General features: G+C 50.8%; 2 protein-coding genes. Both read right to left on the bottom strand.

What is annotated here, in order from left to right; all coding sequences use genetic code 11:
* On the bottom strand, positions 1–5,070 hold a 5,070-nt coding region (locus tag B9Y59_RS15565), incomplete at its 3' end, for a 3-keto-alpha-glucoside-1,2-lyase-like domain-containing protein (protein WP_085531159.1).
* A gap of 4,962 nt (positions 5,071–10,032) precedes the next feature.
* Positions 10,033–15,894: a 3-keto-alpha-glucoside-1,2-lyase-like domain-containing protein gene (locus B9Y59_RS00685; RefSeq protein WP_085531155.1), complete on the bottom strand. Its 5,862-nt coding sequence runs from the start codon at positions 15,892–15,894 to the stop codon at positions 10,033–10,035.
* Positions 15,895–17,152 lie beyond the last annotated feature (1,258 nt).

The raw sequence follows: 17,152 nt of genomic DNA, 5'->3' as shown, positions 1-17,152 counted from the left end.
AAGCGCTTCATACAGTGCTTCTGCCGCTGCCTGGATGTCTGCTTCCAGTACTTCCTCGTCGTCCATCAGGTCCTCTGCCGCCTTGTATGCGTCGTCCAGCGCCTGTACGCTCTCCGGCGTGAAGTTCTCTCGATTGATGCTCTCTGCAATCTCCATCGGGATTTCCAGCTGGCTCTTGTCGCCCGCTGTAAAGCTCAGATACTGCAATGCCTCGATCAGCTCAAACATCGCGTTGTTGATCTCGTCCTGGCTTGCGGTCTTCTTTTCTTCGATCGCTTTCGCTGCCTGCAACGCATTCTCGTACTTCTTCTGTACCGACGGGACTGCCGCCTCTACCTGCGCTTTCACGTTCTCGCTCTCTGCGATTGTGATCACTTCGCGCAGATTTTCCTTATCCACGATCGTGAAGCCCAGTTCAATCGTAGTGTCTGCATTTGGCATTGCCAGGCTGTAGATATACTCGGCAACGTCAAAGTTCTCTTCTGCTACGGCTTCGCCGTTCACGGTGACGCCTGCGATCTCTCTTCCTTCGACTCTCGGCTCAAAGGTCAGATCCAGGTTCGTGTTTGCCATCACGACGTCTTTATATGCACCGATCAGGTTTGCAATCGTCTGCTCTTCCCCATCGATCGACAGCTTCACCGTCGTCGGGTAGCTTACCGTCAGGGTATGTTCGCTCGGAATCACCGGTTCGTCGGGAATATCCTCCGAGTTCGGCGTGGTCATCGCTGCATAGAGGATATTCTTTGCAACTCCTATCGCCATCTGGCTGGCATCTTCCGGAAGCGCTTCTGCATCCGCGATGGCACGTTCCAGGCGTTCCAAACTGGTTTGTGTGAAGTTTGTGGTATCCGTTGCCTTGGCCTGCGCCAGAATTTCTGCTAGCTTCTCACAGTCATCCGCTGTATCTGCCCGATCATTTGTAGTAATCACAATCTCTTCCGAGGTCATTACCGGCGTTGTTCCATTCATTCCCATGAATTTGACATAGTAAGTGCCGTTTTCCGGGACGGAAAAGGCTGTTTTGTCTGCTGAGAAAATGCCGGACCCCTTATAGCCATTAAAGAAGAAATCTACAAACTCATCTGTATATACTCCGGATTCCGTACCTACCAGCGCCTTAAAGCTGGTCGCATTGGAAGTCTTGGGATAATTTACACGAACGACGTTATAGGAAGAATCCGCTGTTACTTCTTTGACTTCTACTGTCTGCGTTTCTAATTCCTCGATCTCTTTGTCCGTCAGAGGACGAACCGTCACATGGTTTACTTCAAACGCGCGGTTGTATCCGCGCAGACCAATTTTTCCGGTTTGGTGCGTAGTATCGGTCAAGTTGGCTACCTGTTTGTCATCGATATAGAACAACATTCGGTCGTGGTGAACCAAAACCTTTAAGGTATGTGGAATGCTGGTATCCAGTTCATAGTTTTCATTTCGCAAACTGGTCCATCCGTTGCTCGCCTTTCCAATTTCGAAATTGGTTCCGCTGATGCCAAAATAGTACCCGTAATAATTGTCTGCACCAGGACCTTCATTTGTTGTACGGAAAATGATTCCCGAATTTCCACCACCATCCAGCAGTTTGAGGTTCACTTCATAGGCAAAGTTACTCCAAGTGTCGTCGCCCGCTGTCGCTTTGATATCCGTGCTGGAACCCAGGCTCATCTTTCCATCTTCAATCTGAATACGGTCAGCATCGCCCACCTTCGTCCATCGTGCATTTGATTCCTCCATGTTGGAGAAATCGTCCACCAAGTTGGCCTCTACATAGGGCGGCCAATCAGAGGGACCTTCTTCGCCTGTTTCAAATACGGTGAGATCATCCTCTTCCACCGGGCGAACCGTTGTATTATACACGGTAAACGCCTCATTATAGGAACGCAGACCGATGGTACCATTCGCAAAACGATCATCTTCAAAGGTAGTAAGCAATTCATCGTTTAGATAAACGGCAAATTGATTCCCATATACGACAACTTTTAATCGATAGGTCTCACCGGGCTGAATGTCTGCGCGGATCGGTTTCAAATCATGCCATGCGCCGTCCGCATAGCCAATCATTACACCAGGGCCATTGTATGCCTCACCGGTTTCCGGCAAATTCTTGACATCCAATCGGCCGATTCCTACAAAGTACCCCTGGTAATTGTCCGGCCCCTCTCCAATGTTTGTTCCACGAAGGATCAAACCACAGTTGTTGTTATTCGCCAAGTCTACGGATAGTTCCGCCTCTGCGACAAAGTCTACCCACTTATCCGCATCGGCGAGGTTCAAGACAGCCTTGACATCCGGATCTTTTTCAAATCGGATCTCGGTCTTGGAGCCGTCTGCGCTGGCGCGCAGAGAAACTTTCCCGTTTGGATCGTAGAGTTTCCAATCCTGCTCCATATAGTTGAGGGAATTAAAGCCGTTGTAAACCGCTGTAGGTACATTCGGATTGGGCTTTAATCCACCTTCGCTGGCCGGTTCGAAGGCCATTTCTGCACTTTCCACCTCTTGCCCCATAATGGGCGCAATCACTTTGACGTAATAGGTTTCGTCTGTATCCAGACCAGTGAGAGTAGCTGTGTTGGAGCTGAATCCGCGTACCGTATGGGTATAAACACCGGACTCCGTTCCATATACCACACGGTAAGGAGTTTCCTGGGGATCGAGGTTCGTGACCAATTTTATGCTATCGCCGGAACGACGGGTGCTATTGATCTGTACCTCTGTAATCGAGCGCTCTACTGGGACAACCTCAATCTCATCGACCGTAACTCCATCCGTAAAACGGATATTATTATATTGTTCTGCATCAAAACGGAAACCGCCGGAAAGCAAGTTTTTAAGGTCTGTAATGGTGGCAGAACCCGTCGAGAGATCGATCTCCTGCGTGTATTTACCATTGATTACAACTGATCCCACGCCATTTCCCCGGACATGCAACGTATAATTGTTTGCAGCAGGAACGATGACATTATCAAACTCCTGATAGGTCACTCCATTGTCCTTTACTATCTCCGCATCACGCTCTGCTGTACGGACCACCGTTTCCTGTGCCTCTCCGATCTTTGGAAAATGAGTGATGCGCAAACGGCCGCAACCGTAGGGGATCAACTCGATGTCCTCAACCAAGCTCTCATCGTAAGGGGTAGGACCAAAGGGCTGCGGTCCGGCAATATTTCCATCAAGCTGCCACTCCGGTATAATCTGTCCCTTTGCCTTGAGTACAATTGGCGCGTTCTCTGTACTAAACGGTTGAAGCGGTACTTCATCCAATTTTTCAATTGTAAAGCTGGATGCTGGATCGTCTTCATCCACAATCAGACCATAGTTCCAACGGCTGGCGGGGAATACCTCGCGCAGGGGAGACTGTTCCTGATGTTCCACCTTCAGCTCGCGCGCATCGTTGCTATCATAGGTACGCCAGTCCTCTTCGATCTTAAGTCCGTAGATCAGGGGACCTTTTTCGACAGCGATGGAATCATTATACCAAGTGGATGTTTCAATCTCACTTGGGAAGTTCAGGTCAATCTCATCCCCTGCCTGCCAATCGCGCTGGATGGTGTAGTATTCGCCGGTAACAACGCCTTCCTGCTCTTCCCCATTGACAGAGACTTCTGGGGTGTCGCACCACTCCGGGATGCGCAGTTTCAATTCAAATTCTGCTGTTTCACCGCTGTAGCTCAAATGAACGGCATCTTCAAATGGATAGTTGGTTTCCTGTACAAAGGTTGCCGTTTTCCCATCGGCCACTTTCGCTGTCACGCGATTCGGCCCATAGGCTACCAGCGCCAGACCGTTGTCCGCTGTTGCCATCCACATGTTCTGGACAAACTTTGGCCAACCCATATGACAGTTAGCAAAACAACAGTCAAAACCAAGCGGTGCGCCAAACGCAGAGCTGTCCCCATGGTCGCAGTCAAACTCATGGTTGCCAAGCGTTGCCATCACCTGATTTTGCAGTACATAATAGGTATGGCCAGAGAGATCCGGCGTATAGGCTGCCGGAAGCGCATTGTAAGCCAACTGCTCTATGCGGTCACCAAGCCAAGCTTCACCCAAAATTTTCTGAGCAATCTCTGTGGAAAGCAAGCCCTCCACAATACCACAAGTTTCTGACCCGCGGGTAGAACGATTGTCGCGGGCTGCTTCGTCCGAGTTCGGCAGTCCGTCGATGCGCCCATGGTCCAAACTCATATTAAAAATACCGTTTCGCAGGGCAGTCCGGTACTTTTCACTTTGGTCATACTGATAATAAACCGGCGGAGTTTTCATTCCCTGGCTGGTGTTGACCACATGCTGGCGCACGGTCGTATTGTTGTACTGATCTTCCCAGTTGGTTGTCTGCTGTAGCAGGAGTTCTCCCAGGTCCAACAACCAGGCACTAGCCTCCGGATTGGCCGGGTCATAGACATGGTTGTACAGCCAAAACACACTATCAATATTGTCACCGCCACGGGCGTCCGCCCAGTTGCTCAAAGGCCGGTGCGGCAACTCTGACGCTTGATAACGGAAATATTTTTCCATAAAAGGAATCACACGCTCATCCGGCGTTCCTGCGGCCTCAGTTGCCTCATAGTAGTCACGAATCGCCATCAAAACAGGCATGCGGGACCACCAGCTATTCTCATTGGCCGGGCCAAAATATCCATCGTCACGCTGATTTTCAATGGACCAATCAATCCACTTTTGCGCCTCTGCTTTAAGCCCATCATCGTCGAGCGTATACGCCAATGCGACTAAGCCGCGTAAATAATAGGGGCCTCTCTCCCAATTTTCGCCATTGGGCGCGCCTAACCAAGCGCTGGTCTCCTCGTTGTAGTCATTAAACAGGGACATATTTCCCGTGAGATTATCCCTCTGCAATAAGAGCTGATTTTCCAGCCAACCACGCGCCTTAACTGCGCCAAGCGGTAGTTGAATCAGAGGCGTCTCCATCAGCTCTCCCTGATTGGCCAGGTAGTTGACGTTTCCCCGGCGTGTAGGCTCCTCCGCTGCTGCGGCAGGCAAAGCCATGCTACATAGCAACGATACTGACAACACACAAGCGGCTATACGCCGCCAAAGAGTTCCTGTGCGTTTCATAAATTCACCCTTTCATTTTCAGGCAATCAACTGCCTATTTTAGACTAAGTATAGCAGAAGCTTCAACGAATGTATTTACATTTTTTCAACTACTATATCCTTTTTTTTAAGATTATTCGATAGAAATACACACTTTTATAGAACTTATGTCGAAAGATGTAATCATTCAAACGCTTTGAACCGATTTGCTACTGGGTGGGTGCTCGAAAATCCGGTTTCCCCTGTTAAACGGCCATACCCCTCTTGCGATAAGTTCGTTCTTTTTGTTTGCCTATATGGTTTCACATTCTCTTTTTTAAACGCATCCATTGACATTCATTCTTACGGAACTATCCAAAGGGCTTTACGATACATATGGTTTTCCCTTTACATCGACAGATTCGATGGCATCCCCTCGAAAAAGTCCCTTTAAAAAGTGGGTGATCCATTTTCATAATATAATTTTTGTGTCCGACCTCGCCCCACACTCCATACTCCTAATAGGAAGATCCCTGGAGTTTCTTTCCATGATTTTTTCGTATATGGAATCCTACCACTGGCGTATCTAGAAAATCAATAGTCATTCGGGTCTACACTTCTCCCGCTTGCGTGGGTTGTAGTAGCTCTTTCAGTAGAGTAGAGGTCCATAACCGTGCGTCGGTTTTTAAAGATGATTTTTTCATTTTTCCTTGGCCACACTCTTGTGAAATTCCGTATGTTTATATTTTTGTCTGGTACCCTTACGGACAGAAATGCAAAACAGGGCCACCTTAAAAAGCACCAGCAATCCTTGTTGCCTATCCCNCGCCTTTCGCGCCTACGGCGTCTTCTACGCAAGCTTTCTGCTATCGGCTGCCGGGTGCTTGATCAAATATGTACACGTTTATACCTTACACAAATTGCCCGGCGTTCAGCCAACAGTCACCGTACAATGCAGCTTCGCATCCTGGTCCGGAAGGGTGGTGTAAACGCCTGTGCTCCGGCCCGGTGGACACACAGCGCCTTTCGCGCCTACGGCGTCTTCTACGCAAGCTTTCTGCTATCGGCTGCCGGGTGCTTGATCAAATATGTACACGTTTATACCTTACACAAATTGCCCGGCGTTCAGCCAACAGTCACCGTACAATGCAGCTTCGCATCCTGGTCCGGAAGGGTGGTGTAAACGCCTGTGCTCCGGCCCGGTGGACACACAGCGCCTTTCGCGCCTACGGCGTCTTCTACGCAAGCTTTCTGCTATCGGCTGCCGGGTGCTTGATCAAATATGTACACGTTTATACCTTACACAAATTGCCCGGCGTTCAGCCAACAGTCACCGTACAATGCAGCTTCGCATCCTGGTCCGGAAGGGTGGTGTAAACGCCTGTGCTCCGGCCCGGTGGACACACAGCGCCTTTCGCGCCTACGGCGTCTTCTACGCAAGCTTTCTGCTATCGGCTGCCGGGTGCTTGATCAAATATGTACACGTTTATACCTTACACAAATTGCCCGGCGTTCAGCCAACAGTCACCGTACAATGCAGCTTCGCATCCTGGTCCGGAAGGGTGGTGTAAACGCCTGTGCTCCGGCCCGGTGGACACACAGCGCCTTTCGCGCCTACGGCGTCTTCTACGCAAGCTTTCTGCTATCGGCTGCCGGGTGCTTGATCAAATATGTACACGTTTATACCTTACACAAATTGCCCGGCGTTCAGCCAACAGTCACCGTACAATGCAGCTTCGCATCCTGGTCCGGAAGGGTGGTGTAAACGCCTGTGCTCCGGCCCGGTGGACACACAGCGCCTTTCGCGCCTACGGCGTCTTCTACGCAAGCTTTCTGCTATCGGCTGCCGGGTGCTTGATCAAATATGTACACGTTTATACCTTACACAAATTGCCCGGCGTTCAGCCAACAGTCACCGTACAATGCAGCTTCGCATCCTGGTCCGGAAGGGTGGTGTAAACGCCTGTGCTCCGGCCCGGTGGACACACAGCGCCTTTCGCGCCTACGGCGTCTTCTACGCAAGCTTTCTGCTATCGGCTGCCGGGTGCTTGATCAAATATGTACACGTTTATACCTTACACAAATTGCCCGGCGTTCAGCCAACAGTCACCGTACAATGCAGCTTCGCATCCTGGTCCGGAAGGGTGGTGTAAACGCCTGTGCTCCGGCCCGGTGGACACACAGCGCCTTTCGCGCCTACGGCGTCTTCTACGCAAGCTTTCTGCTATCGGCTGCCGGGTGCTTGATCAAATATGTACACGTTTATACCTTACACAAATTGCCCGGCGTTCAGCCAACAGTCACCGTACAATGCAGCTTCGCATCCTGGTCCGGAAGGGTGGTGTAAACGCCTGTGCTCCGGCCCGGTGGACACACAGCGCCTTTCGCGCCTACGGCGTCTTCTACGCAAGCTTTCTGCTATCGGCTGCCGGGTGCTTGATCAAATATGTACACGTTTATACCTTACACAAATTGCCCGGCGTTCAGCCAACAGTCACCGTACAATGCAGCTTCGCATCCTGGTCCGGAAGGGTGGTGTAAACGCCTGTGCTCCGGCCCGGTGGACACACAGCGCCTTTCGCGCCTACGGCGTCTTCTACGCAAGCTTTCTGCTATCGGCTGCCGGGTGCTTGATCAAATATGTACACGTTTATACCTTACACAAATTGCCCGGCGTTCAGCCAACAGTCACCGTACAATGCAGCTTCGCATCCTGGTCCGGAAGGGTGGTGTAAACGCCTGTGCTCCGGCCCGGTGGACACACAGCGCCTTTCGCGCCTACGGCGTCTTCTACGCAAGCTTTCTGCTATCGGCTGCCGGGTGCTTGATCAAATATGTACACGTTTATACCTTACACAAATTGCCCGGCGTTCAGCCAACAGTCACCGTACAATGCAGCTTCGCATCCTGGTCCGGAAGGGTGGTGTAAACGCCTGTGCTCCGGCCCGGTGGACACACAGCGCCTTTCGCGCCTACGGCGTCTTCTACGCAAGCTTTCTGCTATCGGCTGCCGGGTGCTTGATCAAATATGTACACGTTTATACCTTACACAAATTGCCCGGCGTTCAGCCAACAGTCACCGTACAATGCAGCTTCGCATCCTGGTCCGGAAGGGTGGTGTAAACGCCTGTGCTCCGGCCCGGTGGACACACAGCGCCTTTCGCGCCTACGGCGTCTTCTACGCAAGCTTTCTGCTATCGGCTGCCGGGTGCTTGATCAAATATGTACACGTTTATACCTTACACAAATTGCCCGGCGTTCAGCCAACAGTCACCGTACAATGCAGCTTCGCATCCTGGTCCGGAAGGGTGGTGTAAACGCCTGTGCTCCGGCCCGGTGGACACACAGCGCCTTTCGCGCCTACGGCGTCTTCTACGCAAGCTTTCTGCTATCGGCTGCCGGGTGCTTGATCAAATATGTACACGTTTATACCTTACACAAATTGCCCGGCGTTCAGCCAACAGTCACCGTACAATGCAGCTTCGCATCCTGGTCCGGAAGGGTGGTGTAAACGCCTGTGCTCCGGCCCGGTGGACACACAGCGCCTTTCGCGCCTACGGCGTCTTCTACGCAAGCTTTCTGCTATCGGCTGCCGGGTGCTTGATCAAATATGTACACGTTTATACCTTACACAAATTGCCCGGCGTTCAGCCAACAGTCACCGTACAATGCAGCTTCGCATCCTGGTCCGGAAGGGTGGTGTAAACGCCTGTGCTCCGGCCCGGTGGACACACAGCGCCTTTCGCGCCTACGGCGTCTTCTACGCAAGCTTTCTGCTATCGGCTGCCGGGTGCTTGATCAAATATGTACACGTTTATACCTTACACAAATTGCCCGGCGTTCAGCCAACAGTCACCGTACAATGCAGCTTCGCATCCTGGTCCGGAAGGGTGGTGTAAACGCCTGTGCTCCGGCCCGGTGGACACACAGCGCCTTTCGCGCCTACGGCGTCTTCTACGCAAGCTTTCTGCTATCGGCTGCCGGGTGCTTGATCAAATATGTACACGTTTATACCTTACACAAATTGCCCGGCGTTCAGCCAACAGTCACCGTACAATGCAGCTTCGCATCCTGGTCCGGAAGGGTGGTGTAAACGCCTGTGCTCCGGCCCGGTGGACACACAGCGCCTTTCGCGCCTACGGCGTCTTCTACGCAAGCTTTCTGCTATCGGCTGCCGGGTGCTTGATCAAATATGTACACGTTTATACCTTACACAAATTGCCCGGCGTTCAGCCAACAGTCACCGTACAATGCAGCTTCGCATCCTGGTCCGGAAGGGTGGTGTAAACGCCTGTGCTCCGGCCCGGTGGACACACAGCGCCTTTCGCGCCTACGGCGTCTTCTACGCAAGCTTTCTGCTATCGGCTGCCGGGTGCTTGATCAAATATGTACACGTTTATACCTTACACAAATTGCCCGGCGTTCAGCCAACAGTCACCGTACAATGCAGCTTCGCATCCTGGTCCGGAAGGGTGGTGTAAACGCCTGTGCTCCGGCCCGGTGGACACACAGCGCCTTTCGCGCCTACGGCGTCTTCTACGCAAGCTTTCTGCTATCGGCTGCCGGGTGCTTGATCAAATATGTACACGTTTATACCTTACACAAATTGCCCGGCGTTCAGCCAACAGTCACCGTACAATGCAGCTTCGCATCCTGGTCCGGAAGGGTGGTGTAAACGCCTGTGCTCCGGCCCGGTGGACACACAGCGCCTTTCGCGCCTACGGCGTCTTCTACGCAAGCTTTCTGCTATCGGCTGCCGGGTGCTTGATCAAATATGTACACGTTTATACCTTACACAAATTGCCCGGCGTTCAGCCAACAGTCACCGTACAATGCAGCTTCGCATCCTGGTCCGGAAGGGTGGTGTAAACGCCTGTGCTCTGGCACGGTGGACCACAGCGTCTTCCGCGCCTGTGGCGTCTCCTACACAAGCTTTCTGCTATCGGCTGCCGGGTGTTTGATCGAATATGTACACGTTTATACCTTACACAAATTTCCCGGCGTTTAGCCAATGGTTACCGTGCAATGCAGCTTCGCATTCTGGCCCGGAAGTGTGGTGTAAACACCTGTGCTCTGGCACGGTGTGCCAACTGCATACACTCTGTAGTAGTAGTCATTGCCGATCTGGGACACAAACTGCGTCTTCAGAACGCTTCCGTTGCCCACTGTGAAGCTCGGCGCCAGTCCGTTTCCATTGACCACGGTCATCTTGAAGGTGTACATGCTTCCTCTGTTCAGCGTGATGGCATTTGCCGCATCACTGCGCACGCTTGCCACTGCACTCTGGCTTGCGGAAACTACACCCGCTGCTCCATATGTGTTGCTTACATTTCTCGATGTGGAGCCGCTCTTCTTCGCTGTCGCCGTCTTTGTCTCCAGGTTCTGGATGCTTGCTTCCAATGCTTCTACGGCACTCTTGACCTCTTCTTCGGTCGCTGCCTCATTGTTCAACACAACCTTTGCGTTGCTCAATGCCTTCTGCATCGCTGCCACGCTCTTTGCTGTGTACTTGCTGGTGTTCACTGCCTCTGCTTTTCCAATCAGGTCTTTCAAAGCGTCCTTGTTCGGAATCATACGCAGTGCTGTAATCGCATTGAGCAGTTCTTCAGCCTTCTCATCCACTGCCTCCTGGGTTGCATTGTCATTTTCCAGTAGATCTTCTGCTTCTCCCAGGACGGTTACAAATACACTCCATTCATTATCCTGGATGTACTTCGAAGCATTCTTTACAATCTCTTTGCCTTCTGCTACCAAAGCTTCCAGATCCGTCCTATCTGCACGGAAGACCAGGTTGTCAAGCGCTTCATACAGCGCTTCTGCCGCTGCCTGGATGTCTGCTTCCAGTACTTCCTCGTCGTCCATCAGGTCCTCTGCCGCCTTGTATGCGTCGTCCAGCGCCTGTACGCTCTCCGGCGTGAAGTTCTCTCGATTGATGCTCTCTGCAATCTCCATCGGGATTTCCAGCTGGCTCTTGTCGCCCGCTGTAAAGCTCAGATACTGCAATGCCTCGATCAGCTCAAACATCGCGTTGTTGATCTCGTCCTGGCTTGCGGTCTTCTTTTCTTCGATCGCTTTCGCTGCCTGCAACGCATTCTCGTACTTCTTCTGTACCGACGGGACTGCCGCCTCTACCTGCGCTTTCACGTTCTCGCTCTCTGCGATTGTGATCACTTCGCGCAGATTTTCCTTATCCACGATCGTGAAGCCCAGTTCAATCGTAGTGTCTGCATTTGGCATTGCCAGGCTGTAGATATACTCGGCAACGTCAAAGTTCTCTTCTGCTACGGCTTCGCCGTTCACGGTGACGCCTGCGATCTCTCTTCCTTCGACTCTCGGCTCAAAGGTCAGATCCAGGTTCGTGTTTGCCATCACGACGTCTTTATATGCACCGATCAGGTTTGCAATCGTCTGCTCTTCCCCATCGATCGACAGCTTCACCGTCGTCGGGTAGCTTACCGTCAGGGTATGTTCGCTCGGAATCACCGGTTCGTCGGGAATATCCTCCGAGTTCGGCGTGGTCATCGCTGCATAGAGGATATTCTTTGCAACTCCTATCGCCATCTGGCTGGCATCTTCCGGAAGCGCTTCTGCATCCGCGATGGCACGTTCCAGGCGTTCCAAACTGGTTTGTGTGAAGTTTGTGGTATCCGTTGCCTTGGCCTGCGCCAGAATTTCTGCTAGCTTCTCACAGTCATCCGCTGTATCTGCCCGATCATTTGTAGTAATCACAATCTCTTCCGAGGTCATTACCGGCGTTGTTCCATTCATTCCCATGAATTTGACATAGTAAGTGCCGTTTTCCGGGACGGAAAAGGCTGTTTTGTCTGCTGAGAAAATGCCGGACCCCTTATAGCCATTAAAGAAGAAATCTACAAACTCATCTGTATATACTCCGGATTCCGTACCTACCAGCGCCTTAAAGCTGGTCGCATTGGAAGTCTTGGGATAATTTACACGAACGACGTTATAGGAAGAATCCGCTGTTACTTCTTTGACTTCTACTGTCTGCGTTTCTAATTCCTCGATCTCTTTGTCCGTCAGAGGACGAACCGTCACATGGTTTACTTCAAACGCGCGGTTGTATCCGCGCAGACCAATTTTTCCGGTTTGGTGCGTAGTATCGGTCAAGTTGGCTACCTGTTTGTCATCGATATAGAACAACATTCGGTCGTGGTGAACCAAAACCTTTAAGGTATGTGGAATGCTGGTATCCAGTTCATAGTTTTCATTTCGCAAACTGGTCCATCCGTTGCTCGCCTTTCCAATTTCGAAATTGGTTCCGCTGATGCCAAAATAGTACCCGTAATAATTGTCTGCACCAGGACCTTCATTTGTTGTACGGAAAATGATTCCCGAATTTCCACCACCATCCAGCAGTTTGAGGTTCACTTCATAGGCAAAGTTACTCCAAGTGTCGTCGCCCGCTGTCGCTTTGATATCCGTGCTGGAACCCAGGCTCATCTTTCCATCTTCAATCTGAATACGGTCAGCATCGCCCACCTTCGTCCATCGTGCATTTGATTCCTCCATGTTGGAGAAATCGTCCACCAAGTTGGCCTCTACATAGGGCGGCCAATCAGAGGGACCTTCTTCGCCTGTTTCAAATACGGTGAGATCATCCTCTTCCACCGGGCGAACCGTTGTATTATACACGGTAAACGCCTCATTATAGGAACGCAGACCGATGGTACCATTCGCAAAACGATCATCTTCAAAGGTAGTAAGCAATTCATCGTTTAGATAAACGGCAAATTGATTCCCATATACGACAACTTTTAATCGATAGGTCTCACCGGGCTGAATGTCTGCGCGGATCGGTTTCAAATCATGCCATGCGCCGTCCGCATAGCCAATCATTACACCAGGGCCATTGTATGCCTCACCGGTTTCCGGCAAATTCTTGACATCCAATCGGCCGATTCCTACAAAGTACCCCTGGTAATTGTCCGGCCCCTCTCCAATGTTTGTTCCACGAAGGATCAAACCACAGTTGTTGTTATTCGCCAAGTCTACGGATAGTTCCGCCTCTGCGACAAAGTCTACCCACTTATCCGCATCGGCGAGGTTCAAGACAGCCTTGACATCCGGATCTTTTTCAAATCGGATCTCGGTCTTGGAGCCGTCTGCGCTGGCGCGCAGAGAAACTTTCCCGTTTGGATCGTAGAGTTTCCAATCCTGCTCCATATAGTTGAGGGAATTAAAGCCGTTGTAAACCGCTGTAGGTACATTCGGATTGGGCTTTAATCCACCTTCGCTGGCCGGTTCGAAGGCCATTTCTGCACTTTCCACCTCTTGCCCCATAATGGGCGCAATCACTTTGACGTAATAGGTTTCGTCTGTATCCAGACCAGTGAGAGTAGCTGTGTTGGAGCTGAATCCGCGTACCGTATGGGTATAAACACCGGACTCCGTTCCATATACCACACGGTAAGGAGTTTCCTGGGGATCGAGGTTCGTGACCAATTTTATGCTATCGCCGGAACGACGGGTGCTATTGATCTGTACCTCTGTAATCGAGCGCTCTACTGGGACAACCTCAATCTCATCGACCGTAACTCCATCCGTAAAACGGATATTATTATATTGTTCTGCATCAAAACGGAAACCGCCGGAAAGCAAGTTTTTAAGGTCTGTAATGGTGGCAGAACCCGTCGAGAGATCGATCTCCTGCGTGTATTTACCATTGATTACAACTGATCCCACGCCATTTCCCCGGACATGCAACGTATAATTGTTTGCAGCAGGAACGATGACATTATCAAACTCCTGATAGGTCACTCCATTGTCCTTTACTATCTCCGCATCACGCTCTGCTGTACGGACCACCGTTTCCTGTGCCTCTCCGATCTTTGGAAAATGAGTGATGCGCAAACGGCCGCAACCGTAGGGGATCAACTCGATGTCCTCAACCAAGCTCTCATCGTAAGGGGTAGGACCAAAGGGCTGCGGTCCGGCAATATTTCCATCAAGCTGCCACTCCGGTATAATCTGTCCCTTTGCCTTGAGTACAATTGGCGCGTTCTCTGTACTAAACGGTTGAAGCGGTACTTCATCCAATTTTTCAATTGTAAAGCTGGATGCTGGATCGTCTTCATCCACAATCAGACCATAGTTCCAACGGCTGGCGGGGAATACCTCGCGCAGGGGAGACTGTTCCTGATGTTCCACCTTCAGCTCGCGCGCATCGTTGCTATCATAGGTACGCCAGTCCTCTTCGATCTTAAGTCCGTAGATCAGGGGACCTTTTTCGACAGCGATGGAATCATTATACCAAGTGGATGTTTCAATCTCACTTGGGAAGTTCAGGTCAATCTCATCCCCTGCCTGCCAATCGCGCTGGATGGTGTAGTATTCGCCGGTAACAACGCCTTCCTGCTCTTCCCCATTGACAGAGACTTCTGGGGTGTCGCACCACTCCGGGATGCGCAGTTTCAATTCAAATTCTGCTGTTTCACCGCTGTAGCTCAAATGAACGGCATCTTCAAATGGATAGTTGGTTTCCTGTACAAAGGTTGCCGTTTTCCCATCGGCCACTTTCGCTGTCACGCGATTCGGCCCATAGGCTACCAGCGCCAGACCGTTGTCCGCTGTTGCCATCCACATGTTCTGGACAAACTTTGGCCAACCCATATGACAGTTAGCAAAACAACAGTCAAAACCAAGCGGTGCGCCAAACGCAGAGCTGTCCCCATGGTCGCAGTCAAACTCATGGTTGCCAAGCGTTGCCATCACCTGATTTTGCAGTACATAATAGGTATGGCCAGAGAGATCCGGCGTATAGGCTGCCGGAAGCGCATTGTAAGCCAACTGCTCTATGCGGTCACCAAGCCAAGCTTCACCCAAAATTTTCTGAGCAATCTCTGTGGAAAGCAAGCCCTCCACAATACCACAAGTTTCTGACCCGCGGGTAGAACGATTGTCGCGGGCTGCTTCGTCCGAGTTCGGCAGTCCGTCGATGCGCCCATGGTCCAAACTCATATTAAAAATACCGTTTCGCAGGGCAGTCCGGTACTTTTCACTTTGGTCATACTGATAATAAACCGGCGGAGTTTTCATTCCCTGGCTGGTGTTGACCACATGCTGGCGCACGGTCGTATTGTTGTACTGATCTTCCCAGTTGGTTGTCTGCTGTAGCAGGAGTTCTCCCAGGTCCAACAACCAGGCACTAGCCTCCGGATTGGCCGGGTCATAGACATGGTTGTACAGCCAAAACACACTATCAATATTGTCACCGCCACGGGCGTCCGCCCAGTTGCTCAAAGGCCGGTGCGGCAACTCTGACGCTTGATAACGGAAATATTTTTCCATAAAAGGAATCACACGCTCATCCGGCGTTCCTGCGGCCTCAGTTGCCTCATAGTAGTCACGAATCGCCATCAAAACAGGCATGCGGGACCACCAGCTATTCTCATTGGCCGGGCCAAAATATCCATCGTCACGCTGATTTTCAATGGACCAATCAATCCACTTTTGCGCCTCTGCTTTAAGCCCATCATCGTCGAGCGTATACGCCAATGCGACTAAGCCGCGTAAATAATAGGGGCCTCTCTCCCAATTTTCGCCATTGGGCGCGCCTAACCAAGCGCTGGTCTCCTCGTTGTAGTCATTAAACAGGGACATATTTCCCGTGAGATTATCCCTCTGCAATAAGAGCTGATTTTCCAGCCAACCACGCGCCTTAACTGCGCCAAGCGGTAGTTGAATCAGAGGCGTCTCCATCAGCTCTCCCTGATTGGCCAGGTAGTTGACGTTTCCCCGGCGTGTAGGCTCCTCCGCTGCTGCGGCAGGCAAAGCCATGCTACATAGCAACGATACTGACAACACACAAGCGGCTATACGCCGCCAAAGAGTTCCTGTGCGTTTCATAAATTCACCCTTTCATTTTCAGGCAATCAACTGCCTATTTTAGACTAAGTATAGCAGAAGCTTCAACGAATGTATTTACATTTTTTCAACTACTATATCCTTTTTTTTAAGATTATTCGATAGAAATACACACTTTTATAGAACTTATGTCGAAAGATGTAATCATTCAAACGCTTTGAACCGATTTGCTACTGGGTGGGTGCTCGAAAATCCGGTTTCCCCTGTTAAACGGCCATACCCCTCTTGCGATAAGTTCGTTCTTTTTGTTTGCCTATATGGTTTCACATTCTCTTTTTTAAACGCATCCATTGACATTCATTCTTACGGAACTATCCAAAGGGCTTTACGATACATATGGTTTTCCCTTTACATCGACAGATTCGATGGCATCCCCTCGAAAAAGTCCCTTTAAAAAGTGGGTGATCCATTTTCATAATATAATTTTTGTGTCCGACCTCGCCCCACACTCCATACTCCTAATAGGAAGATCCCTGGAGTTTCTTTCCATGATTTTTTCGTATATGGAATCCTACCACTGGCGTATCTAGAAAATCAATAGTCATTCGGGTCTACACTTCTCCCGCTTGCGTGGGTTGTAGTAGCTCTTTCAGTAGAGTAGAGGTCCATAACCGTGCGTCGGTTTTTAAAGATGATTTTTTCATTTTTCCTTGGCCACACTCTTGTGAAATTCCGTATGTTTATATTTTTGTCTGGTACCCTTACGGACAGAAATGCAAAACAGGGCCACCTTAAAAAGCACCAGCAATCCTTGTTGCCTATCCCCCCCTGCTAACGCCTCTCTCCCCTTTCAAACTGTATCCCACAAAAACGAAGCCCCTGCACCGGATTACTCGGTACAGGGGCTTTTGTCTGATATGGAGGACCTGCTGTAAAGAGGATTGCCTCCTCAACTTCTGTTATGAGAATCTTTCTCCTTACAGATTTTCACGGATTCGCTAAAAGTTTTTTCACCCTCATCACAAAAGGTTCTCCCCCTACTCTTTCGATTTCTGCCTGGGATAACGCGACCTACGGTTACCGTGCAATGTAGTTTCGCATTCTGGCCCGGAAGGGTAGTGTAAACGCCTGTGCTCCGGCCCGGTGGACGCACAGCGCCTTTCGCGCCTACGGCGTCTTCTACGCAAGCTTTCTGCTATCGGCTGCCGGGTGCTTGATCAAATATGTACACGTTTATACCTTACACAAATTGCCCGGCGTTCAGCCAACAGTCACCGTACAATGCAGCTTCGCATCCTGG

Source organism: Anaeromassilibacillus sp. Marseille-P3371 (assembly GCF_900169665.1).
Classification (GTDB): Bacteria; Bacillota; Clostridia; order Oscillospirales; family Acutalibacteraceae; genus Anaeromassilibacillus.
This window is presented reverse-complemented; position numbering and strand designations above follow the sequence as displayed.